The organism is Natronococcus pandeyae (assembly GCF_008122205.1).
Taxonomy (GTDB): domain Archaea; phylum Halobacteriota; class Halobacteria; order Halobacteriales; family Natrialbaceae; genus Natronococcus; species Natronococcus pandeyae.
In genome coordinates this window covers 39,645-65,859 of the sequence record NZ_PHNJ01000010.1, presented here as the reverse complement: position 1 = coordinate 65,859, position 26,215 = coordinate 39,645, and the positions used below count along the sequence as shown (strand labels likewise).

Sequence of the window (26,215 nt, the reverse complement as noted above, 5' to 3'; positions counted from 1 at the left end):
CGATGGACGGGAGCACTGTTTCAGCGCGAGGCCATAGAGAATCCCACTCATCAAGAGAGGGTCGGTACTCGTACTTGCACTACGGTAGGGTGAACTGCCAACTTCAACAGTCCTCAATTCGAGGCTCCTAGAAGGGGTTACATCTGTTCCAGAGCGGAAGGGTCAGGAAAACGATCGCCGACTGAACTGTTCAGCCTCGAGTAGATGAAGTGAACTCCATCTACTCTACTAGGTGGTGAGTATTGCTCGTGCTGCGGCAGGGTGCTACAAGCACCCGTGCTCGCACACACGTATTCAACAAAATTCACTCTACTAATCCTTGGTCAGGAAACCAAGACTACGCGGATAGTTCCTCGGGTCAAGAGACCCTGTGGCTTTCAACGATCTAAGGGTAAGCTATTCGGGAACCAATAGGCCTTGCCGAATAAGACCAGTTCTTCTTTCCCTATAATTCATACTTATCGATATGATTAAAGACCAACCATACTAGGACCTCGCATGAGCGGAGATATCCGGAGTTCGTCAGAGATGCTGGGTCTGCTCCAAGAAGTACGAGAGAATAATACAAACATATTCGAAATATTGGACCTCGAGGACCACGAGAAGCGACTAACTCGATACTTGGCGTGGCTGGTGAATCCTAAAGCAAGCCATGACGTGGATACTGTCTTTCTGGAGTCGTTCTTGAGTTGCTTTAGTCTTCAACTGGACAACTCCTCAGACGTTAAAATCCGGTATTTGGAAGTCTTCGACAGTACTGTTGGCCAGAAGGAAATTGACCTGGTCATCGAGACTGCGACGCAAGTAATCGGCGTCGAGATCAAGACGACGCACACCGAGCGCCCTCAGAAGTTTAACGAAGAGGCGGTAGCCCTCGAAGAATACGCCGAAGAAAACGACAAGCAAGCTGTAGAGATGCTCTATCTCCCGCATCTCGAATCGGAGAAGCGCAAAGCGAAATTTGCTGACCGTATTGCGACCTGGAGAGCGGTTCTTTCCGCCCTTGAGGAACATCGGGGAGAGCTGAAAACACCGCATGAGATCGCGCTGTTCGATGACTTCAAAACGAATATTGAGGACAACGTGATCAAGAAGGAATCGTTCTCCAAGAAAACAAAGCTCTACCTGATGTACAAGGACTATCTGGAGGACTTCCAGATCGATGTCGGTCCAGGCAGTTTCAGAAACGATCGCAAAGACGTCTACAATTGCCTCTGGAATTGGTTCGAGGAGAACTACGAGACCTGGGATGGGCAGTTTGACCGTTCTCAGAAGTTTAGCAAGAGCACGAGATACGTACGACTTCACAAGAACGAATGGCATCTGAGCACAGATGGTAGCGGTAGACCAGAATTCACGTTGGAGATTCTGGGGACTGAGAACCGTTTGAGCTGGTATGACGGCTGTGGTTCTGATGGAGATTATCGCCCGAGGAAACCACATTTTGAGATGTCCGTTGCATTGAACGATGACTCGAAAGACCAGACCCGCCGAACACAGTATCTCGATTATCTTGACGATGAAGAGAGGGAAGCGTTAGAAGAGGCTGGTTTTAGACATACCGGTGAGTGGTTAGAAGAGTTGGAGTCAGATGCATCCTACAATAAGTTCCATATGTTCTCGAAGATCGTAGAGGTCGACTTCGATAGACCAGATAAGACGATAGAGGAAATGAAGACCGGGCTAGAGACCTTCGTAGCACTGGAAGATTCGATCGATAATTTCACCGAAGAGTACCGGTCCTAACCCGTCTCAATTGAGGTCATATAACTGGTAGTGATAAGTCGGTGGCGCCGGAACTGTCTAGTTTAGTACCTCCGCTGGTGTCTGTCCGTTAAGTGACTGATGTGGTCGTTGTGTGGTGTAGTAATGTACAAATTATTCAAGATATTCTCCGACGGGCGCCCGACTGCCCACTCACGAGTTATGGAAGCGGTCAACTCGCATTTTGAGGGTATGAAACCACTTTTCGATCAGATTTTTCTCGACATGGTCGAGCTGAACGCTCAACCCGAACCGGGAGAGGGCAGTCAAATGTTCGTAGCCATCGACAAGAAATACCGTGTCGTCGAGATCGTGTTTTTCGTTAATCGATGCAAGAACGCAGCAGCTGGATCGGTACTTCGTAGTCCAAAGACTGCAACATCGAGAATCAACCGTGAGTCAAGGTCTATTGCAGCATTTACCCAAGACCAACCACCGTTAATCCTGACAGTTGTCTGACCAGTGTCGGCCCGCGACGGCTTCGCCGTCGGCGGATCTGAAACGCTATCAGCCAGCCGATGTACCCATTCCCAGATGGCTTGATGAGAGCGTTCTACGCCTATCAAGCGAAGAATTGCTTGTGTCTCTCGAAGCGAACACCCAGTCGCGTGTCGCCGTCCGCTCACGCTCCCAAGTTTCATCAAATTCCGCCGCGTAGCACTCTCTGAGGAGGTTTGCGGGCGTCATAGCCTAATTAGCTCTACGATCTGCTCGTTTCTCTAACCGCGCTAACTAGACGGTGCCTACTATCGGTACTGTCTAGTTCTGAACCTTCTCAATCGGCGTCTTTCCATCGAGAGCTTGATACGGTTTTTGACGGTTGTAGTATTGTTCAAGCCATCCGCAGACGCTCGACTGACTGCAGACTTGTGAGTATCCACTCTGAATCAGCGCCCGAATCCATTGAGGTACGCCAGACACACTTTCCCGACGCTGATCAAGACCAGCATCAACGGAGGTCCAACCCCCACACGGTCCCGCAGCGCAGCAACGTGTGTCAGTCAAGCGTGAGTGTGACGTGAACCCGAGACGCGTTCTCGAATTTGGCGAGATACTCGAGGATCGTCTCGGTGTACTGGCGTTCGACATCACGTCGCGCACATTCTTCTTCATAGATTGTGTTCAGGAATGAACACCATTAGTGAACATATCGAGATGCCGTTTCGGAATTCACATACCACCGCTTTATCAGTACCAGTAACATCACAGCAGTATACATTCCGTTCGGAATGGACGAATAGCTGTACTAGTTAGACCTGTATAACGGACCTAATCGTGTCGCTCCCTTGATAGACTCTCCTGCCCCCTATCAAGATCAAAGTAGTGAACTGATCAGATTGATTCAACCAAAATCAGACCTATTGACCGATCATTTCTTCGCCTAATTCGAAAGATGTGTTGTGACTCAATTGGCAGTGCCGAGATAGTCAACAATACTGTGGGCGATCGTCTCACTAGTCTCGAGTAGAGAAGAGACGGTAGTATGTTCGTCGGCGCCATGAAGGTTGTGTCCTTCAGGACCGATGGAGACTGCAGGCACATCGTAATAAAGTTCAAAGAACCGCTCGTCAAGGCCAGCATTGCCCCCGACAAACATCCCTGTCTCACCTGTAACCTCCTCTGCGTTTGTCCTCGCAACTTGAACAATCTCCGCGTCGGTGTCGGTCTCGTGGGGCTCAGCCTGCCAGCCAAACCAATCAAGCTCAGGCGGGTGCTCAATGAGCCATTCGTCCTCAGCGGCGACCGACTGGATCACCGACTCAATTTGATCACGCACCTCGGCACGGCTTTCGCCCGGCGGCCAGCCGATTCTCCCCTCCAAAACGGCCTCGCTTGGCACAGTCGATGGCCAATCGCCGGCTCCGATAGTCCCGATATTGAGGTTCGTGACGTTCCCCTCAAGGGATGAATCAGCACGGTATGCTGGCGGGTAATCAATGCGCATCTTGCGTTCAGCGTCCAGTTCTTCGAGAGCCTCGTAAATCTTAGTGGCCTTTCCGATCGCGTTGACTCCTTCGTGCCCCCATGCGGCATGGATGCTCTTTCCAGGCACTGTTACGCGGAAATACATTACGCCCGCGCTGGCGACACAAAGATTTGGGACGTTGAATGGTTCGGCGATAATCGCCGCATCGGGAACGTACCCTCGCTCAAGAGCCGAGAGCGTCCCGCCGACTCCACCATCTTCCTCTTCTATGACGCTCTGGAAGATGAGGTCTCCACCAAGTTCGATTCCTACTTCTTGGAGAGCCTCTATTGCGATTAGTACGGCGGCGATCCCACCTTTCATGTCGGCGACTCCGCGGCCGTACAACTTGTCGCCCTCCTGTCTCAGTTCCCATGGCTCATACTCCCACTCCGAATCTGTGACGTCTACGACGTCAACATGACCGCCGACGGTGAGTGTCGGTCCGTCACCTCCTTCAAGATACGTCGCAACGTTCGGACGACCGTCATAGCCATACTTTTCGTATGAGGAGGTTTCAAAAAACGCCTCATGGTCTTGGAGGTTCTTCGGATCAGGTTCCCAGACATCAGGTTCAAGTCCAGTTGCTTTGAGGCGATCTATAACGACATCCTGAGCCGGTTGTTCGTGTCCGGTCACAGACTTCGCTTTGACCAGTTCCTCGGTGAGTGTTACCAACTCCTCTTTTTTCGATCTAAGGACTTGAGATAGCTCCGTGCTCCTTGACATGCGTTATTGACATAGATATACAATAAATTAATACTATTGTCATAGTTTGGATACTATTCTGGTTAGAACTCGAAATATGATTGTATAGCTTAGTTGAATTTTTAATTATATATTTAGCATTATAGAACAGACGATAGGTTTTCTCCACTTTTCCTCCCGAAGTAGATTGTAGTGTTTACAATACTACAATAATACTATGAGAACTAATGCATCTGTCTATTTGTATCGAACCGACAAATATACTCTAGCTCCTCTTCTTTAATGTCTTCGAATGCCTCGCGAGCGATGGACCGGCGGTGTACTTCATCAGCACCGTCAACGATACGGAATGTGCGAACATCCTCGTAAAAGTGCGCCAGTGGAAGGTCACGGCCGATACCGTTTGCACCACAACACTGTACCGCAAGATCGATAATTTCGTTTGTGACGTTTGCAGTATACGTCTTTGACATCGCAACTTCGATGCGAGCCTCACTGCGGTCCAGTTCACGTGCAGCGTGACGAACTATCGCTCGTGCAGCATGAAGTTTCGTTTCGGCATCCGCGATTTTATGACGCAACGATTGCTTTTCAGCGAGCGGGTCGCCGAACGCTTCACGCTTACTGAGGTACGCCTTTGCGATATCGAGTGATCGTTCTGCCATACCAGAATATCGCATGCAGTGTGTAAGTCGGCCGCCACCAAGGCGCATTTGGGCGATTTGGAATCCCTCGTTTTCTTCCCCAACTGTGTTTTCGACCGGAACACGAACGTTTTCAAACTTAATCTCGGCGTGACCTCCTTCTCGCTCGGTTATACTGTGTCCACCCATGTGAGGAATGTTTCGAACGATATTCACGCCGTCGGTGTCAGTCGGAACAAGAATAATCGATGTTCCTGAGTAGGGGTGGGCATCCATATTGGTCCGAGCCATTACGAGCAGGAAATCCGCCGTCAGTCCATCTGTTGTCCACCATTTGTGACCGTTGATTACCCATTCATCTCCATCTTTTTCTGCGGTGGTCCGGAGCATTTTCGGATCCGAGCCACCGCCCTGCATCGGTTCCGTCATTGAGAAACCCGAAGAGATCTCTCCTTGAACGAGCGGGCGAAGCCATTGCTCTTTCTGCTCATCCGTTCCAACCATTTCGAGGGTGTGCATATTGCCCTCTTGTGGGGCGTTAGCTCGGATTGACAGTGCTCCGATGAGTGATCGACCAACCTGTTCAAAAGAAGGGAGCATATCGCTGAAATCGAGTCCCTGGCCGCCATACTTTTCAGGCATCTGTGGTGCGAAGAGATCTCGGTCCTTTGCCATTTCCCACATTGCCTCGATTTCGTCGTTTGTGATAACCTCGTCGTTTGCCAGCGCTTCTCGTTCTCGTGGCAAGACGACCTCATCCATAAACGCTTCAACTCGGGTTGCGACCTCTACTGCTTTCTCGGAGTCTTGGTACTCCATACCAGACCATTCAGTTCAGAGCGTGTAAATCTACAGGTTCATGATTGTAGTCATGGACCAGATACCAGGATATCCCAGAACCGGTTGCCACATCGGCGCTGTCTGGAAAGTGAGAATACGCACATATGGGTGAATCAATACTACTAATTTAGTTCACTCTGTACACGTTGAATGACTCCATGAGTACAGATCAGTTCAACCTATCGAATAAGACGGCCGTCGTCACTGGTGGCGGTCGGGGTATCGGTCGCGCGATCGCAGAAGGTCTCGCAATCGCGGGTGCTGACGTCGTTCCGACCGCACGGACGCGCGAAGACGTCGAAGCGGCTGCATCCGCCGTCCGGTCACACGGCAGCAAGTCGCTCGAGATCACGACCGACGTAACCATCCAGGACGAAGTCGAATCGTTGATCGAGGAGACGGCCGCAGAGTTGGGTGGGGTTGACGTCGTCGTCAACAACGCCGGTATCAATCCGGACCCGGCACTTGGACCGCCCGAATCGATCCAATCCGACGGGCTCGAAGTAACACTCGATGTCAATCTCAAAGGCGCGTTTAGATGCGCACAAGCTGCCGCAAAGGAGTTACACGAAACTGACGGGGGGAACGTCATCAACGTTGCCAGTGTCGGCGGATTGGTCGGTCTCCCTCGGCAGCATCCCTATGTCGCGTCAAAGCACGGTCTCGTCGGCATGACGAAGAGCATGTCTCTCGACTGGGCGCCGGACGTGAGAGTGAACGCTCTCGTGCCGGGATACGTTCGGACAGATCTAACGGACGACCTTCGAGAAGACGACGATCTCCGGAGGTCGATTCTCGACCGGACACCGCTCGATCGGTTCGCCGATCCCGAAGAGATCGCTGGGCCTGCGGTCTTTTTGGCGAGCGATGCCGCGAGCTACGTCACTGGATCTAGCCTCGTCGTCGACGGCGGATGGACCGCTCGGTGACGACAGCGCACTGACTCCACGTTCCGACGGTGCGAGAACAGGATCCGTTTTCGGTAGGGTCGATCAGAGCTCCTGATCGCCTTCGATAATCGCGAGCGTCTGTTCCGCTAGCTTTGGAACTCCCTCTTCCATCTGTGGATAGAGTGAATCCGCAGAGTTCCCCTCGAGATATCTTCGGAAGAACATCTCTCCGAGTCCGGCCATCTTGTACGCAGCGAGCACTTGATAGAAACGCCGGTTCTGGAATTCGATACCAGTATGCCGTTCGTATCGGTTGACGAGTTCGTCTCGAGTCGGGTATCCATCTCGTTTCATGAACGTACTCATCAGGTCCGGCATGGCGGGGTCGGGATCTCCCTCGTCGTGCCAAAAGAGTAACATCCATCCGAGATCAGTCAGTGGATCTCCGAGCGTCGACAACTCCCAGTCGAAGATAGCGCCTAACGTCGGCGGAGTGCCCGGCTCGAACAAGACGTTGTCCAGTTTGTAATCGCCGTGAACCAGCGTATGTTCGTGGTCTGTCGGAACGTTTGCCTGCAGCCACTCGCCGATCGAATCGAGTTCCGGGATTTCTCGCTCGTTCCGGGTTACTTCGAACGCCCACTCGAGTTGTTGCTGCCAGCGGTTCACCTGACGCTCCGTAAAGCCTTCCGGACGTCCGAAATCGGCCAGTCCAACGGCTTCGTACTCGACCGAGTGAATTTCTGCAAGCGAATCGACCAACTCGCGGCCGATTCGAGACCGGTGCTCAGGAGCGGCAAACCGGTCAGGTTCCTCATCGCGGAGAACGTCTCCTTCCTCGAGAACCATCACGTAAAACTCGCTCCCGATAACCGATGTATCGTCGCACGAGAGAACTGTCTTTGGAACCGGGACGTCGGTATCCTGAAGTGCATCGATCGTCCGGTACTCCCGGAGGACGTCATGAGCAGATTCTGCTGTCTTTCCGGCAGGTGGCCGCCGCAACACGAATTCCTGATCGTCCCACTCTAGGAACAGGGTTTCGTTTGAGTGACCCTCGTCATGTCTGGTGATGGTTACTGATTCCGCCGAACCGAGGTGCGTCTCGAGATATGACTCTAATGTCGCTTCGTCAACAAGACGGTCGAGATACGATCGTTCATCTGTCACGTGGATCACCGTTCTGGTCAGTGTGCTCCATGTTCTCAGTAAGTAAGCGAAATGTTGCTAAATAAGTTTGGTGTGGCCCAATTCCAGTACGTATCCTCTCGGTGTTGACTCAATATGAATCGGTTCGCGCAAACGTCCCGAGCAATAGCACTGCCCGGAACGAATTGGTACTGTTCCGTTTACTCTTCGAACGGTGCGGGTGGAGAAATGCTTCACTCGTACGTCCCGATCTCGACGAGATTGTCGTCGGGATCGCGAAAGTACACTGATGTTATCGTTCCGACGGCACCCGCGCGCTCGACCGGTCCGGTGATGATTTCGATGCCACGGTCGCGGAGTTGTCGTTCGACCCCCTCAAGGGGTGTTTCAGTTATCAGGCAGAAGTCACCTCCCCCGGATACTGGCTCCGCCGCAACGAGGTCCGGATCGTAGTCGTTGTCCACCGGGTGGAGATTGATTTTCTGTTCGCCGAAGCGCACGGCCTTCCGGCCATCACCGAATGTCACGACTTCAGCCCCGAGATCCTCGTAGAAGGCACAACTTGCGTCAACGTCTTCCACGGTGAGAACGAGGTGATCGATACCGGTGAATTTCATAGCCATTCCTCCCGTGTATTCGGCTGGCGTGTCATGGATTATGCTTCTATACCTCTATATAAGTAATCTCGGACGGTCATCGGTTCGTAAATGTCGTGGTGCTTGAGATATCCTCCGCTGAGGAGCTTCGCGAAGAACGACTCGAGGATCGGATCGTACGGCGGCGACAGCTCCAGTAGCTCGTCAGCGACAGACCGGTTCGTTTCCTCAGCCGAATCGGCGTCAAGGTGTCTCGTTGATCCAACCTTTTGCCTATTATTCTAAACTCTGTACCTCGCTCGAGAGTTCTATTCTGATCGCTCAAGCGAAACGGATTACGTGCCCTATCTACCTTTCAACAGCGAGAGAGTCCCGCCGTTCACGGCGTCCTCAGAACGCGGAGCGTTCTGATGGGCATCGCAAACCTTCGGTTTGCTCAACGGGCGTGAATCGCGTAAACTCTTGTGAGGAATCGCCATGTTACAGCTGGCCGTGAGTCTCAAACGGTACCCACCAGCTTCACTTTCACTCTGGTTGACTGGCATTTACGTTCCCACGGCCCCTACCAGCAGTTGGCAGATGAAGCGCACCAATACGTTCGCCGTGCGACCGCTCTCCGACGATGGGGAGCAACTGCTACGGGACTTATTGGACGCTTCCGCCGCTCTCTGGAACGAAGTCAACTATCAACGCCTCATGCGGTACTGAGCGGAGCAAAGCTCCGCGATGTCCGCAAATCTACGATTTGCTTGACAACGACGAAGACGGCTTCGAGGGCGATGTGTGGGACGCCGACACCGGCAGTCTCGAAGGCAAGTACAAAGGTGTTCTCGGTGCGTCCACCGCCCAACAGATAATTCGCAAGAACAGCGAAGCGTGGCGCGGCTTCTTCAAGAACAAGAAGAAGTTTCACGATGAGTCAGACACGTCGGTCACGGAACACCCGAAACCGCCGGGCTTCCGCGGGAATAACGACGATGGACGTGTTCTCAAAGGCGTCATTCGAAACACGTCGTACACCGTTGAATGGGGCGACCGCTCCCGCCTCGAGATACTGGTCGGAAGTGAGTTGAAAGACCGATACGACCACACTGGACGCCTCCGCTTAGAGATTGCTGGCGACCCGAACTGGCCCGACTACGACAAACAGGGCCGGTTGGACCTGTGGTATGACGAGACTGATTGCACGTTCAGGGCTTCGCAACCCGTGACTGTTTCTGACGATGCACGGGACACTCCACTGGCCTCAGAGAAGGCCGCTCTGGATATCGGTGCGAACAATCTCGTCGCCTGTACCACGACGACCGGCGAGCAATACCTGCACGAAGGGCGCGAACTGTTCCAGCGATTCCGTGAGACGACACGAGAAATCGCCCGGTTACAGTCGAAACTCGAAGAAGGCCAATACAGTAGCGAGCGTATCCGGCGACTGTACTGCAAGCGAACCCGTCGCCGGGACCATGCCCAAGAGGCACTGTGTCGTGACCTGCTGGAACGACTGTACGCTGAGGGGATAGATACGGTGTATATAGGTGGATTGACCGACGTGCTGGACACGCACTGGTCGGTCGAAACCAATGCCAAGACCCACAACTTCTGGGCGTTCAAGCAGTTTACCGAGCGACTGGCGTGTACCGCCGAGGAATACGGTATCTCGGTAGAGGTTCGGTCAGAGGCGTGGACCAGCCAAGAGTGTCCGCAGTGCGGCTCGACAGACAGGACGACACGGCATCAGGACACGCTCGTCTGTCCGTGTGGCTTCGAAGGGCACGCTGACCTCACGGCGTCAGAAACGTTCCTGAAGCGGCAGACAGAACAAGCAGTCAGGCGGATGGCACCGCCCGTGCGGTTCGAGTGGGACGACCACAACTGGTCGGAGTTACCACGCTCTCACGAAAGTCCCAAAGAACAGCGCACAGACCCGAGTACCGTCCACCGTGACGGGAATGTTGCTTCCGGGGACGCCTAGACCGGCTGAGACTCCCACGGAGGAAACCGCGCCGTTTACGGCGCGGAGGATGTCATTGAACGGACAGGAGTATTGTTCATGTGACGTGCGACAAAAAAGCGGAACGTTATAGTCTCTCTAGCGCACCTGATTCGTATGGAGTACAACGTTGTCGATACCGAAGACGTACCAGTCACCGACCTGTCTACAGTCGACGAGATGCCGCCGGACCTCGATATCCGTGCCATCGACGAGACCCTCGAGTGTCAGAACATCGCGACCAAGATCTGGTATTTCGACGAGGGCGAGGAGATCAAGTACCACGCTCACTCCGAGCAGGAGGAACTCTTCTACGTTCTCGAAGGGACGTTTTCGTTGAAGCTCGGCCAGTCGGGCGAGGAAGAGTACATCGAGGTCGATGAGGGTGCCTTCTGGGTCGCCGCACCGAAGATCGGTCACGGACATCGTTGTATCAGCGAAGACGGCGGTGCCGTCCTCGCGCTCGGCGCGCCGCCGGTCGAAGATCCCGGCCTCGATCCACACTCGCTCGCGGACGAAGAGATCGATGACCGGTAGCGCAGGCAACGCTACTGGAGGTGTAAGCGGAGTTACGCCCGAGATCATCAGTGTTCGGTTAAGCTGAGAAACCGAGACACTGCGCTCTGCTGACGAAGTTATCGTTGTAGACCGCGTGGGGAGAGGTTGTGCTAACCGAACTCTCCCCAGGCCTCATTCGACGGCGACTGACCTCTCTCTTTCCAGCAGCGCTTATCGAAGACATCGCGTGCGAGCGAGATGTCGTCCAACGCAACCGGACAATCGACATCACGATGCTCAAGGGCCCTATCCCAGCGACCGAACAGGCCCTCGAGCAGGCAGAGATGGAAATCGAGGACAACGACCTCTTCGAAGTCAACGAGGCGTTTGCATCCGTCGTCGCCGCATGGCTCACGGCGACTGGCCCATCCTGGGAGGACACCAATGTTAACGGCGGGGCAATCGCTCACGGACACCCACTCGGTGCAACTGGCTCGATGTTACTGACGAAACTCGCTCACGGTCTCGAGCGCACGGGACAAGACTACGGGCTCGTTACGATGTGTATCGGATTCGGGCAGGGAATCGCAACAACAATCGAACGCGTATAGCGCGATTCCACTGCTAAGATTGGACGCCTCTCAGGGGGACGAGTTGGGAGCCAATAACAAGACTTTAGAATATTGCCATTCATGAACATACCAATGTACGACGAGACGGAACTCGATGCTATTCGAGACCAACAGGAGCAGTGGGAAGCAGAGACACTCAACCCCGTTCTCGAAGCTCACGGTGAACGGCAGGACCAATTCGCAACAGTCTCGAACCACGAAGTCGACAGGCTCTATACGCCAGACGACATCGCGGATCTCGATTTTGATGACGACATTGGATTTCCCGGCGAACCACCGTACACGCGAGGCCCGTATCCGACGATGTACCGTGGACGCACGTGGACGATGCGTCAGTTCGCCGGGTTCGGAACTGCCGAAGAGACGAACGAACGGTTTCACTACCTGATCGATCAGGGCCAGACCGGCCTTTCGACGGCGTTCGACATGCCGTCGCTGATGGGCATCGACTCGGATCACAAGATGAGCGAGGGAGAGGTCGGGAAAGAGGGCGTTGCAGTCGACACGCTCGCGGATATGGAAGTTCTCTTCGACGGTATCGACATCAGCGAGGTTTCTACCTCGTTTACGATCAACCCCTCTGCAGCAGTTATCTACGCGATGTACATCGCACTGGCCGACCAGCAGGGAATTGCGCGGAGCGAGGTTCGGGGAACCCTCCAAAACGACATGCTCAAGGAGTTTATCGCGCAAAAAGAATGGGTCATCCCACCGGGTCCGTCACTCGATGTCGTCACCGATACGATCGAGTTTGCCGTCGAAGAGACGCCGAACTTCCACCCCGTCTCCATCTCGGGGTACCACATTCGCGAGGCCGGTTCGACGGCGGCCCAAGAGGCAGCCTTCACGCTCGCTGACGGCTTCGCATACGTCGAGGATTGCCTCGACCGCGGACTCGATGTCGACGAATTCGCACCTCTGCTGTCCTTTTTCTTTAATTCGCATAACAGTATCTTCGAAGAGGTTGCAAAGTTCCGCGCCGCACGGCGCATCTATGCTCGTGTGATGGACGAGTGGTACGACGCGGACCACCCCCAGTCGAAGCGTCTGAAGTTCCACACCCAGACGGCGGGCCAGTCGTTGACTGCTCAGCAACCGCTTAACAATATCGTCCGTGTCACGATTCAGGCTCTTGCGGGTGTTCTCGGCGGCACGCAGTCACTGCATACCAACAGCTTCGACGAAGCACTAGCACTTCCCAGTGAGAAGGCAGTTCGCGTCGCCCTTCGTACTCAACAGATCATCGCTGATGAGTCGGGGGCTGCTGATATTGTCGATCCAATGGGCGGCAGTTTCGCAATCGAGAAACTTACCAACGAGATGGAAGCCGAGATAATGTCCTATATCGAAGAGATCCGAGAGATCGGTGACGGTTCAATCCGCGATGGTGTCCTTGACGGCATCGACCAAGGCTACTTCCAACGCGAAATCGGTGATGCAAGTTACGAGTATCAACAGCGCGTCGAACGCGGCGAAGAGGTTGTCGTCGGTGTTAACAAGTACACGATCGAGGAAGACACCTCACCTGAGATCTTGAAAGTCGATGATACAACACGTGAGCGACAGCTCGAGCGACTCGAGCGTGTCAAAGACGAACGCGACGATGAAGCCGTCAATTCGACGTTGGAGGCACTATCAACGGCCATCGAGAACAACGAGAACATCATGCCGTATATCATTACTGCCGTGAAGGCCTACGCGACGATGGGAGAGATTATGCAAGTGCTCGAAGACCACCACGGTTCGTACCAGGAAAAGCTCAGTCCGGTCTAAAGACGGATGTTCCTGGGGGAAGGGGGGACAGTACATTTAATTGAGTGGGAATCCACCATCGGGTGAGGGGATAAAATGCCAACATATGACGTGCCAGAAGCACCCGATGCACCGAAGCTCGAGACGTATCATTTCCACGAGCAGGACTGGGATAGCTATGAGCAATTGGTCGACTCTTTCGAGTGGGAAATTCCCGAGGAATTCAACGTAGCGACGTATATCTGTGACCGGTGGGCCGAAGCGGAGCCCGATCGAGTTGCGCTCCACATCAAGGACGATCCGCGAGGACAGGGGGAATACACGTTCGGCGAGATTCAGGCAGCCGCCAATCGGCTCGCGAATTATCTCGAGGAGGAGGGAGTGGAACGCGGCGATCGGATCGGCGTAAACGTTCCACAGAAACCCGAAGCCGTAGTCGGACACCTCGCAGCCTGGAAACTTGGAGCGGTGTCCGTTCCGCTGAGCACGCTATTTGGTCCGGACGCGCTTCGATATCGGCTCAACGACTGTTCCGCGACAGCCTGTATAATCGACGAGTCGACGGTCGACGTCTACCGGTCCGTCCGAGACGAAATCGACGACCTCACGACGGCCCTCACCGTCGGCGACGTCGACCAGAACGACGGCGAAGTGGATTTCTGGGCGGCACAAGAGGGTCACTCCGAGGAGTTCGAAACGAGGACGACGGCATCCGATGACGATCTGACGATTTTCTACACGAGCGGTACGACGGGCGAGCCAAAAGGCGTCCGTCACGCTCATCGGATGCTCCTCGGCCATCTACCACTGTTTTCATCGTGGTTCATGAATCTCGAGTTGACCGATGACGACGTCTACTGGACGCCCGCTTCGTGGACGTGGATGGGCGGATTGGGTATCGTCGTCTTGCCCGCGATGTTCTACGGCGTGCCGACAGTCGGCTGGAACGAGCAGTTCGACGGTAAAGACGTGTTCGAGCTCATCGAGACCTACGAGATCACGAACTACTGGATTCCGCCGACGGCACTGCGGATGATGATGGAGGAAAAGGAGGCAGCCGAGCGCCACGACGTCAGCAGCGTCAGAGCGATCACCAGCGGTGGAGAATCGCTCGGAAAAACGATCGTCGACTGGGTGAAGGAGACGTTCGAGGGAGCAGCCATTCACGAGGGGTACGGACAGACCGAGGCGAACATGGTAGTTGGCGGCTGCGAACCGCTCGACGCCGTCCGGCAAGGGAAGATCGGCAAGGCTGCACCGGGACAAGAGGTGCAGATCCTCGATCCCGATACTGCCGAACCGACGGTCGAACCCGGCGAAGTGGGCGAAATCGGAATTTGGTACGAGAACAACCCAGTTTGCCTCAAGGAGTACTGGAACAAGCCCGAGAAGACCGATGCAAAGGTCCAGAACGGCTGGCTCCTCACGGAAGACCTGGGAAAGATGGACGAAGACGGATATTTAGAGTTCGTGAGTCGGAAAGACGATGTGATCATTTCGTCAGGGTATCGAATCGGACCCGAGGAAATTGAGGATAGCCTCGCAGGGCACGAAGCAGTTGCTGACGCCGGCATCATTGGTGTTCCGGACGACAAACGGGGCGAAGTCCCGAAAGCGTATGTCAAACTTTCTGAGGGGTATGAATCGTCAGAGTCGCTTGCTGAAGAACTCCAGCAGCATGTGAAAGAGAGACTCGCCAAATACGAATACCCCCGACAACTGGAGTTTATCGACGAACTACCGAAGACGGCGACCGGAAAAATCAGACGCGCCGATCTCGAGAAAAAACACGAAGAGAGCAGCTAATCGCGTACCGAAGCCGAACAAGAACTTTTTTTGACGGAAGTGACTGGAAACCGATCACTGTCCGGATTCGAAGATTGGCGCGAAATTGCCGCCAGATTCGCGGAGACCAACCGAGTCGCTACTTCGGACCTCTGATCGATTTCGATTGTCGCCAGCAATACTGAACGACCATCTGACGAGAGCGCAGAACCCGGTTGTAGTATATTCGGGCCCTGAGAGCGGTAGTAAGACGTGATTCCAGCCTCAGTGTTTCCCTCAATCGCCCACCGGTGCTCTACGGACATTTATTATAACTGGTGACAAACGACCGGTGATGAAAGCGATTGAGGCCCGGTCATACGGTGAAAGTGACGAACTCGAAGCGGCCGAGAAACCGATTCCAGATGTCGGCGATGGAGAGATCCGGATCAAGGTCGAAGCCGCTGGCATCAATTTCGCCGATATCATGCAACGAAGAGGTACCTATCCGGGGGGGCCGAACGCCCCGTTTGTCCCGGGAGCAGAGGCCGCGGGTACCATCGATGCTGCTGGCGACGATGTTGATTTCGCCGAGGGAGATCGGGTCGTCGCGTTGACTGGCGGTGCTGGGTACGCAGAGTACGCCACGGCGAATGCCAAGCTAACATTTCCCATTCCGGAGGGGATGACCTTCGTAGAGGCGGCGGGATTTCCCGTCCAATTCCTCACGGCACACTCCTGTCTGTTCGGCTGGGGCGAGCTGGAAGCGGACGAAACCGTACTAATTCAAGCCGCCGCTGGCGGCGTTGGAACGGCAGCAGTCCAGCTTGCCACAAACGCCGGGGCCGAGGTCTTCGGTACAGCAAGCACGCGAGAAAAACTCGATCTCGCGGAAGAGTTGGGTTGCGATCATCCGATCAAGTACACCGAAACGGACTTTCGATCCGTCGTCGACGAACGGACCGATGGGAAGGGTATCGATCTCGTTCTCGAGAGTGTCGGAGGAGACGTATTCTCCCGAAGTCTCGACGCCCTCGCCCACTTCGGTCGCCTGGTCACGTACGGCGTCGCAAGCGGTGTTCCAGCCGAGGTCGAAAACAAGCGTCTCTTTTTCGAAAACCAGCGCGTTATCGGCTTCCATCTCGGCCAGGCTCTCGCACACGATCCAAGTACGATCACGAGAGCGATTCCAGAACTGACTGAGGCGTTCGCAGCAGACGATCTCGAGGTGATTATCGGGGAAACGTTCTCGCTCGAGGATGCAGCTACCGCTCACCAGCACATCGAGGACAGAGAGAGCACCGGAAAAGTGGTTCTGAAGCCCTAATAAAAGAGGTTAGATGTCGACCGAGCGTGGTGAGTAGTGTCGATCCCGACTGTAATCTGAGGTCGGCCGACGGACGGGATCACCGAACGACCGTTACCGGAACCGTCGCGCGGCGAACAACGTTTTCCGCGACGCTTCCCAGCAAAATGCGTGAGATACCCTCCCGGCCGTGGCTGCCGATGAAGATCCAATCGTAGTCGTCGGCGTGTTCGACGATCGTCCGGGAAACTTCACCATCGGCGACGGCCGTCTCGATTTCGACATCGTTCGCTTCAGCGATCTCTTCGACGTCTTCGAACGCTTCTGCTGCTCGCTTTTCCTTGCGGTCTTCCCAGTTTCCTTCTGCGATCACTCTGAGTTCTTCGGCGTTGTACGTTGGGATCTGATTGACGTGGAGCGCCGTGAACGTCGCCTCAGGGAACGTTTCGACTGCTCGTTCCAGTGCCTTCCGAGCCTGTTTCGAACCGTCGACAGGGACGAGTATTCGCTCTGTCATAGGGGTATAATAGGCAGACTGGAGTGATTAAACCAGAGGGTGATTCTCACAGGTCGGCTGAAAGACAAAGCGGAGTTGTGCGTTCAAACGGCCAAGGGACTACTCTTCACCGCTCACACCGACGATCTCACCGTCTTCCCAGACGTAAAATCCTTCGCCGGTCTTCTTTCCGAGCTTTCCGGCGCGGTACTTGCGCTTGAGAAGCTGTGGCGGCTTGAAACGCTCACCGAGCTCTTCGCGCAGATACTCCATCACCTCGAGATTGACGTCGACGCCAGTGTGGTCGACCAGCTCGATGGGACCCATGGGGAGGTTGTATCCCAATCGCATCGTCTCATCGATATCCTCGATGCTCGCAACACCCTCTTGGGCCATTCGAATAGCTTCGAGACTGAACATCGCACCCAGTCGGGACGAAGCGAAGCCTGGGAAATCCTGGACCGTAATTGGCGTCTTTTCGATACTCTCGACGTACTCGTCCGCGAATGATTTCGTCTCGTCGCTCGTCTGCTCGGCGACGACGATCTCCACCAGCGGCATGATGTGAGCCGGGTTGAAAAAGTGAAGACCGAGACACCGGGACGAGTCTTCCAGCGTGCTCGCGATCTCGGTCACCGACAGCGACGAGGTGTTCGTTGCGACGACCGCATCGTCGGGTGCGAGTTCGTCCACGTCCTCGAAGAGTTCCTTCTTCAATTCGAGCTGTTCGGGAACTGCCTCGATCACGAGGTCAGCGTCCTCGACAGCCTCCTCAAGGGAAGTCGTTCCAGTGATGCGGTCGAGAGCGTCTTCCTTTTCAGCGGTCGAGATTTTCTCGCGTTCGACGCCGCCCTCGAGGTTTGTCTCGATCTGTTCCAGTCCTTGGTCGACCAATTCCTGTTCGATGTCACGGACGACGACAGAATGACCGCCGAGAGCACTGACGTGAGCGATTCCGCGACCCATAGAGCCGGTTCCGATGACTGCTACGTTCATGAGATACCTCGCTTCGGTCATTGTCGGCTAGACCAATATACATCTAGGGAAAGGCTCGTCAGATTTCGAATCTTCGTACATGTCGGACGGTCGCAAGAGGCGCCCGGAGTAGAGGATTTCCTACTCAAACGGAAAGGCAATGTGGATCGGCCGTTTAGGGAATTTCCGCTCTAGCAGGATTATACGCCTTTCAGGAGGCGGGTTTATCGAAGGGAATTCTCGCGAGCAACGCTACTTAATGACCCGCCATACGTTGGGATATCATCAGTCTACAGTAGGAGAAGCGGCCACGCTACACCATTTTATTAACACCCTTAGGGTGTTATTTCTCTCCAGATAACCATCCACCGACCCACGCCAACACATACCAGTGTCTTTGAGCTACAAAGATTTGTACTGGACTTTGATAATGATTGACTGCTAGAACGAAGGGCAGAGAGTCCTCAACTGAACAGTGGGCCGGAATTCCCATTTGCATCGATCCTGCCCCAAAGGTCACCTCCTACGGGCATGAATTTCGTTACTTTTCGCCCGCCGAGATCCTTGATTCGGTTCGTTTTCTCCCCCGTTATGTTCGCCACCGTTTTCGAGTCCATTCTTCTTCCATCCGAAACTATTTGTCCACGGCCGGTCGTCATCGAACTAACGTAATGAGTTCGTCCGATACAGAGAACGGCGTATCCTTTGAAATTGATTCTGAAACCGAACTGATTCTCGAGAACCTCGACAGGTTCATCGAGCAGGAGATCCGACCGCTCGAGGCAGACCTCGATGACGTGCTCGAGAATCCGCGCGTTGGCCACGAGGACAACGGTCGGCTCACGGACGACTACCTCGCAGCGATCGAGACAGTCCGCAAGAAATCCGCCGACGCGGGATTCTACGCGATGAACATGCCAGCCGAGGTCGGCGGCTCCGGCGTCTCGAACGTGACCTGGTACCGAGCAATTACCCACGTCTTCTCGAAAGGGCTCGGTTTGAACGAGCACGTGCTGGCTGGACCGGAGGGACCGAAACCCCTCTTGTTACTCGCAGACGAGGACCAACGCGAGACATATGTCGAGCCCGTCGTTCGCGGCGAGAAATCGACCGCATTCGCTCAGACCGAACCAGTTGCTGGCTCCGACTCACCGGCAATGGAAACAACGGCCGAAAAGGATGGCGACGAGTGGATCTTGAATGGACAAAAGCAGTGGATCACGAACGCCCCATACGCGGACTTTGCACAGGTATTCGCCCGGACCACTCCTCAGGAGGAGGCCGGACGGTATGGCGGTATTACGTGCTTTATCGTAGAACGCGATAAGTGGGAACTCGGGTCGTTCAATAATACGCCTGCGGCGGTTGGCATGCAAGCCGAACTCCGCTTCGACGATGTTCGACTACCAGCCGACCGTGTCCTTGGGGACGTCGGCAAGGCCTTCTATGCCGCAATGGACTTCCTTTCGCTAGGTCGTCTGGAGCTAGGCGCTCAGGCGGTCGGACTCGCGGATTACGTGCTCGACCGAGCAACCGAGTACGCCCGCGAGCGGGAAGCGTTCGACCGGCCGATCGGCGACTTTCAGCAGATTTCGTCGCAGATCGCCCGCGGGCGAGCGAAACAGTACGCTGCGGATTCGTCGGGACTTCGATGCGCCTGGAAGATGGACCAAGATGAGTCCGTCGTCGAGGATACGTCCATCTTCAAGTGGTTCGCAACGCAAACCTACTGGGAGGCCGCCGATTCCGCCGTCCAAATCCACGGTGGCAACGGCCTCAGCGAGGACTACGGATTCATGGAACACCTGAACTACGCTCGGTTGCTCCGGATCGTCGAGGGGACCGACGAACTCCAGCTCAATACCATCGCCAAGCAACATGGGCTTTTGGAGTCTCAGTGACGGAGTCCCGCGCAGTTATTGGGAACGGCCGGTCACGTCGATTCAAATACCTCGTGACGGATGGAGTGGGCTCTTTGGAATATTGTGGATTTAAACAGGTGCGGGTATAGTACTCGCGCATGTCCAACGAAGACACCGACGGCGGGATCGAAATCGACGAAATAGATCGGCGAATCCTCGAGTTACTGGCGGACGATCCGCGACGGCCGTACGCCGATATCGCAGACGAACTCACCACCTACGACATCGATATGAGCAGTGAGGGCGTCCGTCGTCGCGTTACGTCGCTGCTCGAAAATATGACGAGCTTCTTCCTGCCACGACCGGACCGAAACAACTGGGATGTGATCTTGGTGACGGCTCAAGTGACAAACGAACCGAACGCAAAACAAACGGTATTCGAGTCGATGGCAAAGATGAACTTCTGGTTCGTTGCAGACGGATTCGGAACGTTCGATCTCTACGGAATCGCAACTACCCGAACGAATCAGGAGGTTGATGAACTGCTCACCAAGGTCCGAAGTTTGGAGTCGGTTGCAGAAATGGACTACTTCATCGAGACGGATCGGGCTGTGAACATCCAAAAATACCTCCCGGTGTACTGATCAGGCCGTTCGGTCCCCGATTCTCCGCGTCCCGTTGCGGTTGAGTCGTCGTTATTTTCCGAGGTTCGCACGTCAGTTGCCCGACTCCACTGAGTTTACCGAAACCCGTGTTTCAGGGGCTCTCTGCGGATCAAACCTGATGATCTCTTCGTCCATGGCGTATGTGACAAACCCGGATAGAGGAGTGTACAGCGACGTCAACTGTCTTACTTCCGGCCAGTGTGATAACTGGTGAACAACCCCGACCCTTGTGGTTGGGGTTCTCGCCCTGCTCCGCCTATAGTGTGCATTTCGTTTTTGAAGTAGTTCTCCGACTTCCGTAGGTTGAAATGCTGTTATCTCGAACGACAAGTATGCGACTGGATGGCATTCGAGTACTTGATCTCTCACACCTCCTTCCGGGACCGTACGCCACCCAACTACTCGCCGACTCCGGTGCCGAGGTCGTGAAGGTGGAGCCAATAGACGGTGGCGACGCCGCTCGAAGTATCGGTCCGTTCACACCACACGGAACCGGATCGGTCTTCGAGATGGTAAACCGTGGAAAGCAGAGCGTGGCAATCGACCTGAAGAGCGAACGCGGTCGGTCCGCGTTCTATCGCCTTGTCGAGCAAGCCGACGTTGTCTTTGAGCAGTTTCGTCCTGGTGTTAGTGATCGACTCGGCATTGATTACGAGACACTCACAACGTACAACGACTCGCTAATTTACTGTTCGCTCACCGGTTACGGACAGAACGGTCCATGGTCGAATCGCGCGGGCCACGACCTGAACTACGTTGGTCTCGCCGGATTACTTGATATGACGCGGGAATCACCGACCGCGAAGCCTCAGATGCCGGGCTATCCAGTGGCGGATATGGCCGGCGGGTTGTTCGCAGCCTTCGCCATCGTGGAGGCTCTCCTCGCCCGAGAACTCGGGAATGCCGAGGGATCGTACATCGATGTCGCGATGGCCGACGTCGTCGCTTCGTTCTCGCAGTCGGTTGCATACCAAGCGCTCACGGATAATCCCGCCGAACCGCGACCGGGTGAGACACACCTCTCCGGGGAGCTGCCGTGGTATGACACTTATGAAGCAGCCGACGGCAAGTGGGTGGCCCTCGCTGCCCTCGAGAAAAAGTTCTGGCGGGCATTCTGTGAAGCCGTCGACAGGGGCGACCTGATTGAAATACACGGTTCTCGTAACTCGGCCGAACTCGAAGCTCTTAGGTCCGCGCTCAGCGACCTGTTCCAAGAGCGAACACGAGAAGAATGGGAGACAGTGTTGGATGGGGTCGACGCCGCGTTCAGTGGCGTCTACGCACCCAGCGAGATGGTTGATCACCCCCAAATTTCCGAACGGGGAATTGTTGAGCGGCCGGATGACAGGCCTCCACGGATCGGCTTTCCAGCTTGCCGCAGCGAGTCGTCAGAATCTGCCAGGGAATCAGTGCCTGAACTCGGTGAACACACCTCTAAGTATCTCAGCGAAGTCGGGTACGATCCCGAGGAGATCGAGGAACTCCGTGGGTTAAACGATGTTCGATGAGTCCTATCACAAGTCTGTCGAAAGTCGCAACCTGGAGTCACTCGCAACGATTTTCCGAGTAAGATACCGTTCAAAGGAAAACCATGCGCCTCGAGGGGCACTGTGGATGCTTTCTGTTTTCGACTACAGTTACGCCTGTGGCTCGATCCATAAATTAAAACACTATATAAACTGTATTATAAATAGTGGGTCTGGAAACGGTTCGATTTCCTAGTAACATTTATAATGTTATACCACACTGGGATGATGTATGGTTGCATTAGACACGGCCGTTGCCTTCCTGCATCCGTTAGCAACGATTGCCCTAGCGTGTTTGTGGACGCTATGGATACTACGAACCCAGTATAAGCCGCATTTGTCGGAAGAAACCGTTGCTCCAGAGGAAACAGGAGAAGAAGAAGAAGTACCGTCGGTAGAAAGCTCAGAAGGGGTGTGAAAGATGGAAATTGACGCTGCGGTACCGATGCAACTCGGCGGACTCGGAACGGTCGATATCGTCTTCTTCACTGTACTCTTAGTGTACGTGTTCGTCGGCGCCGTCTTGTTCCGGGTTATCGACGTTCCGGAGGACTTCTACGTCATGGGGCAGTCCGCCGGGGGCATCCTGATCGCCGGGACGCTCTTTGCGTCGTACATGAGCGCGAGCACGATGATGGGAATTGCGGGTATCGTTTACACGGACGGTGCAGTCATGTGGCTCGTCATCTACGGTAGCTGGCCCGGGTTAGTCCTCGGGATGTTGTATATCGGGCGGAGATTCCGCGCAAACGACGAACTGACGATGCCCGATTACATCGGAGACCGTTATCAGAGTGAGTTTATTCGCCTCGTCGCGACGCTCATCATGATGGTCGGTCTGATCGGATTCGGTGTCATCCAACTCATCGGCGCAGGGTACCTCCTCGCGGACGTTGTCGGAGTCGACTATGCGACTATCGTTATCCTCTTTGCAGCGGCGTTGCTCATTTTCACGGTCGCCGGCGGGATGTACAGTGTGGTCGTGACCGATACGCTGATGGGCGTCACGATGATGATCACTGGGCTCGTCCTCGCACCGATCGCGATCCAAACGGCAGGCGGACTCGACGCACTCGTGACGGCACTTCCCCAGGAGAATCCGGGGGCTTGGACTGCCGGCGGAGCAAACATGGAAATGCCCTTTGGCTGGCTCCTTGGTCAATGGGTGCTCTGGTTCTTCTTCATGATGGTTGCGCCGTGGATCGTTACACGATCGTTTCCAGCCCGCGATGATTTCGCGGTTCTCTCTGGAACGACGATCGCGACGATGCTCGGTACGATCGTCATCACGTTCCTGTTCCTCGGCGTGACGGTCACGTACATTCTTAATCCTGGGATCGAACCCGCGGACGTCGTTGTTATCTGGATGGCTCAGGAACTGGCTGGTCCAACTATCGGCGGACTCGCCATCGCGGGCGTGATGGCTGGCATCCTTTCGACGACATCGACCATCTTTATTTATGCTGGGTTCGGCCTCTCTCGAGACTTGTTCGAGCGGGTCGGCGGGAATATTCTAGACGAAAGTCAGCGGCTGGTCGCCGCCCGAATCGCACAGATCATTGTTGTCATCACCGTTACTGGCATCGCGCTCTTCGAGCCGCTCGGCATCTACTGGCTCGGCGCTTGGGCTGGCGCAATCTTCGCAGCCGCATGGGCACCGATGATTATCATCGGTCTCGAATGGGAGGAGGCAAACAAGTACGGTGCACTAGCTTCGATGCTTGGCGGATTTGGCTCGTATGTCGTCCTCTACCAACTGCACGAAATCTGGGGAACGTACCAGATTCCGTTCATGCTCGATCCGATTATCCCCGCCATCATCATCGCCGTCACGCTGATGGTCGTTGTCTCCTTGGTCACCGAAACGACCCAGGCGGAGCGTGAGTTCTACCGCGAACTCGACCAAACGTCGCTAGCCGCATCGACACTCGAGAACCACTCGCCGCAGTCGCTTCGCAAGTACTACAACCGCACAAAGTACATTGCGATCACAATCCTCGTCCTCGGCGTAACCGTCTACGGATACCTCATGGCGGTCATCTGGTATCCGCTGGTGTAAGCTGGGGTCCAGCACAGCTCTCGTTTCTCGTTCTTTTTCGCGTGCGATCAGTGGCATGTGGACGATCACACAAACGTCGCTTCGTGAGCCGATAATCCATTCCGAACAACACCCTGCTCAGCATCACGAGTTCCTAACTAAGCGCTCGTTCGGTTCTATATCTGGAGCGTTTTCATCTGAAGCCCCGATACCGTGGATTCACTTCCAAAAATCGGAAATTGGCAATAATATAGAGGCAGGTTCACAGAATATGTAACAAACTCAAATCGGGAGTGACAGCAACCGAGTCGGCTACTCAGTGTCTGATTCGACGTACTGCTCGCGAAGCGCCTTCTTGTCGAACTTCCCCGTGCTTGTCCGCGGAATATCGGAGACGACTCGGATCTCGTCGGGAAGCCACCACTTCGGGAAACGTTCGCCAAGATGATCGACCAGTGCTTCGGATTCGACGGCATCGTCATCATGCGTCACAGCAAAGGCGATCGGTCGTTCCTGCCACCGTTCGTGAGGGACACCGACGACTGTGGCTTCTTTGACCGCGTCATGGGCCATGAGCTCGTTCTCCAGCTCGACTGATGAGATCCATTCGCCACCGCTCTTGATGATGTCACTCGTTCTGTCGACGATGTCGATGTAGCCATGTTGGTCCCACGTGGCAACGTCACCGGTTCTGAGCCACCCGTCATCGGTGAACGACTCGTCGTTCGCTTCGGGACGGTTGTGGTAATGATCGGCGACCCAAGGGCCCTGTACCTGGATCTCTCCGAACGATTCACCGTCACGGGGAACGTCCTTGCCATCCTCGTTCCGAATTCGCATCTCAATGCCTGGAACCGGAATGCCGGCCTTGGCACGGTATTCGTACTGTTCTTCGGGTGGAAGCTGCTCCGTCTCCGAGGTCAACGAGCTGATCGTTTGCAGTGGCGTCGTCTCGGTCATTCCGTATCCCTGCAACAGGGGGGCATCATACTCTTCATCGTACTTCCTAATGAGCGATTTCGGTGGCGCGCTACCGCCTACGACGAGCCGGTCAATGCTCGAGATATCCGCATCAGGGTGGTCGTCAAGGTACTCGTCCAGATCAATCCAAATCGTCGGCACACCAGCGGAGGCGGTTACTCCCTCGTCTTCAATCAACGCAGCGACGTTCTCCGGTGAGAGGTCGCCATTCGGGAAGACGAGCTTGCTCCCGCTGAACGTCGCCGCGTACGGAAAGCCCCATGCGTTCGCGTGGAACATCGGCACAGCCACGAGAATCACGTCACGCTCGCCGATGCTGTTTGTATCGACGTGACCACACATGAGACTGTGGAGGTAGACCGCTCGGTGGGTGTACTGGACCCCCTTCGGTTTCCCGGTCGTTCCGGAGGTATAACAGATTCCACATTCGGCATTCTCGTCGATATCGGGCCACTCGTACTCCGTAGGTTGTCCCTCAAGCAACTCCTCGTACGTACAGACGGGTTCGAGATCAGTCTCCGGTAGTTTATCGTCGAGTACGACGTACTGCTCGACAGTCTCCAACCGATCCGACAATGGCTCGAGGAGTTCGACGAACTCCGGATCAACGAACACGACGCGGTCTTCCGCGTCCGCAAACAGGTACTCGAGGTGTTCGTCAGGCAAGCGGTGATTGACCATGTGCATGCTTCGGCCGCTGCATGCCGGGCCGAAGTACAGTTCGAAGTGACGGTAGTGGTTCGCGGCCATCGTAGCGACCCGTTCTCCGTGATCGACGCCGAGATCGTCGAGGGCATGGGCGAGCTGGCAGATACGATCGTGTGCGTCCTGATACGTATATCGGTCAGCCGATCCGTTGGGTGAAGTTGTGACAAGTTCCTTTTCCGGGAATAGATCGACCGACCGGTTGAGCAACTTTGGAATTGTAAGCTCGACGTCCATCATGACACTTGATGTGTCGTCACATACCACTAAAAATCCACCCTTCTACTCCCCTGGTTCGTCGTTCTTCCTGCGGTCGTCCGAACCCTTGTTTGCAACCCCAAATCGGAACTGGTCGAGAACGGATCGCTCGCTGAGGCTCTCGGCGAGTCATGAATTGACACGATGAACGGAGACCGCTACTCTCAGTCGTCAAACTCCCCTCATGACGGACTGGGATACAAATAAAACTCG

18 protein-coding genes and 4 pseudogenes are annotated in these 26,215 nt (G+C 54.9%); 14 read left to right on the top strand and 8 right to left on the bottom strand.

The genetic code is table 11. The annotated features are described in order from the left end of the window. The first annotated feature begins 498 nt into the window (after nt 1-498). A complete protein-coding gene (locus tag CV102_RS17080; protein WP_148859215.1) occupies nt 499-1,746 on the top strand; it encodes a PD-(D/E)XK nuclease family protein in 1,248 nt (415 codons plus the stop codon). A gap of 57 nt (nt 1,747-1,803) precedes the next feature. On the opposite strand, the pseudogene CV102_RS17075 reads toward CV102_RS17080, so the two are convergent. The 3 genes and pseudogenes from CV102_RS17075 to CV102_RS17060 form a co-directional block, all read right to left on the bottom strand. Beyond that, nucleotides 1,804-2,451: pseudogene (locus tag CV102_RS17075) on the bottom strand (IS6 family transposase). A 718-nt stretch (nt 2,452-3,169) separates the two neighbouring features. Next, a complete protein-coding gene (locus tag CV102_RS17065) occupies nt 3,170-4,459 on the bottom strand; it encodes an ArgE/DapE family deacylase (protein ID WP_148859214.1) in 1,290 nt (429 codons plus the stop codon). Between the two features lie 203 nt (nt 4,460-4,662). Next, entirely contained in the window at nt 4,663-5,901 is a 1,239-nt protein-coding gene (locus CV102_RS17060; RefSeq protein WP_148859213.1) for an acyl-CoA dehydrogenase family protein, read from the bottom strand. A 179-nt stretch (nt 5,902-6,080) separates the two neighbouring features. Between CV102_RS17060 and CV102_RS17055 the strand changes: the two genes are divergently transcribed. After that, a complete protein-coding gene (locus tag CV102_RS17055) occupies nt 6,081-6,851 on the top strand; it encodes an SDR family NAD(P)-dependent oxidoreductase (RefSeq protein ID WP_148859212.1) in 771 nt (256 codons plus the stop codon). A 63-nt stretch (nt 6,852-6,914) separates the two neighbouring features. On the opposite strand, the gene CV102_RS17050 is transcribed toward CV102_RS17055, so the two are convergent. Further along, nucleotides 6,915-7,982, bottom strand: coding sequence for a phosphotransferase family protein (locus CV102_RS17050; RefSeq protein ID WP_148859211.1), 1,068 nt, complete (start codon nt 7,980-7,982; stop codon nt 6,915-6,917). A 212-nt stretch (nt 7,983-8,194) separates the two neighbouring features. Then, the gene (locus tag CV102_RS17045; protein WP_148859210.1) at nt 8,195-8,578 is read right to left on the bottom strand and encodes a VOC family protein; all 384 of its coding nucleotides are present in this window, start codon (nt 8,576-8,578) and stop codon (nt 8,195-8,197) included. A gap of 558 nt (nt 8,579-9,136) precedes the next feature. On the opposite strand from CV102_RS17045, the pseudogene CV102_RS17035 reads away from it, so the two are divergent. The 7 genes and pseudogenes from CV102_RS17035 to CV102_RS17010 all read left to right on the top strand — a co-directional run bounded on the left by CV102_RS17035 (nt 9,137) and on the right by CV102_RS17010 (nt 16,517). Continuing rightward, nucleotides 9,137-10,526: pseudogene (locus CV102_RS17035) on the top strand (RNA-guided endonuclease InsQ/TnpB family protein). A gap of 135 nt (nt 10,527-10,661) precedes the next feature. Further along, nucleotides 10,662-11,081, top strand: a complete 420-nt coding sequence (locus CV102_RS17030; protein WP_148859209.1) for a cupin domain-containing protein — start codon at nt 10,662-10,664, stop codon at nt 11,079-11,081. Between the two features lie 128 nt (nt 11,082-11,209). Next, nucleotides 11,210-11,341 (top strand): annotated as a pseudogene (locus tag CV102_RS26685) (IS4 family transposase); the annotation flags it as partial. Beyond that, nucleotides 11,330-11,653, top strand: a pseudogene (locus tag CV102_RS17025) (steroid 3-ketoacyl-CoA thiolase); the annotation flags it as partial. The pseudogenes CV102_RS26685 and CV102_RS17025, both read left to right, overlap by 12 nt. Nucleotides 11,654-11,746: 93 nt before the next feature. Continuing rightward, a complete protein-coding gene (locus CV102_RS17020) occupies nt 11,747-13,447 on the top strand; it encodes an acyl-CoA mutase large subunit family protein (protein ID WP_148859207.1) in 1,701 nt (566 codons plus the stop codon). Between the two features lie 75 nt (nt 13,448-13,522). Next, nucleotides 13,523-15,232 (top strand): acyl-CoA synthetase, encoded by a 1,710-nt coding sequence (locus tag CV102_RS17015; RefSeq protein WP_148859206.1) that lies wholly within the window; start codon nt 13,523-13,525, stop codon nt 15,230-15,232. Nucleotides 15,233-15,545: 313 nt separating this feature from the next. Further along, nucleotides 15,546-16,517: a quinone oxidoreductase family protein gene (locus tag CV102_RS17010; RefSeq protein WP_148859205.1), complete on the top strand. Its 972-nt coding sequence runs from the start codon at nt 15,546-15,548 to the stop codon at nt 16,515-16,517. A 79-nt stretch (nt 16,518-16,596) separates the two neighbouring features. On the opposite strand, the gene CV102_RS17005 is transcribed toward CV102_RS17010, so the two are convergent. Together CV102_RS17005 and CV102_RS17000 are read right to left on the bottom strand one after the other, a co-directional pair. Next, entirely contained in the window at nt 16,597-17,013 is a 417-nt protein-coding gene (locus CV102_RS17005) for a universal stress protein (protein WP_148859204.1), read from the bottom strand. 99 nt (nt 17,014-17,112) lie between these two features. Continuing rightward, complete coding sequence (locus tag CV102_RS17000; protein ID WP_148859203.1) at nt 17,113-17,988, bottom strand: 3-hydroxyacyl-CoA dehydrogenase family protein; 876 nt, start codon at nt 17,986-17,988, stop codon at nt 17,113-17,115. A gap of 650 nt (nt 17,989-18,638) precedes the next feature. Between CV102_RS17000 and CV102_RS16995 the strand changes: the two genes are divergently transcribed. The 5 genes from CV102_RS16995 to CV102_RS16975 all read left to right on the top strand — a co-directional run bounded on the left by CV102_RS16995 (nt 18,639) and on the right by CV102_RS16975 (nt 24,079). Further along, a complete protein-coding gene (locus CV102_RS16995; RefSeq protein WP_148859311.1) occupies nt 18,639-19,868 on the top strand; it encodes an acyl-CoA dehydrogenase family protein in 1,230 nt (409 codons plus the stop codon). A 119-nt stretch (nt 19,869-19,987) separates the two neighbouring features. Next, a complete protein-coding gene (locus tag CV102_RS16990) occupies nt 19,988-20,473 on the top strand; it encodes an Lrp/AsnC family transcriptional regulator (RefSeq protein ID WP_148859202.1) in 486 nt (161 codons plus the stop codon). Between the two features lie 353 nt (nt 20,474-20,826). After that, a complete protein-coding gene (locus tag CV102_RS16985) occupies nt 20,827-22,002 on the top strand; it encodes a CaiB/BaiF CoA transferase family protein (RefSeq protein ID WP_148859201.1) in 1,176 nt (391 codons plus the stop codon). Between the two features lie 250 nt (nt 22,003-22,252). Further along, entirely contained in the window at nt 22,253-22,438 is a 186-nt protein-coding gene (locus CV102_RS16980) for a hypothetical protein (RefSeq protein ID WP_148859200.1), read from the top strand. 3 nt (nt 22,439-22,441) lie between these two features. Next, nucleotides 22,442-24,079 (top strand): sodium:solute symporter family protein, encoded by a 1,638-nt coding sequence (locus CV102_RS16975; RefSeq protein WP_148859199.1) that lies wholly within the window; start codon nt 22,442-22,444, stop codon nt 24,077-24,079. A gap of 291 nt (nt 24,080-24,370) precedes the next feature. On the opposite strand, the gene CV102_RS16970 is transcribed toward CV102_RS16975, so the two are convergent. Further along, nucleotides 24,371-25,981 (bottom strand): long-chain fatty acid--CoA ligase, encoded by a 1,611-nt coding sequence (locus tag CV102_RS16970; protein ID WP_187433024.1) that lies wholly within the window; start codon nt 25,979-25,981, stop codon nt 24,371-24,373. Nucleotides 25,982-26,215: the final 234 nt, after the last annotated feature.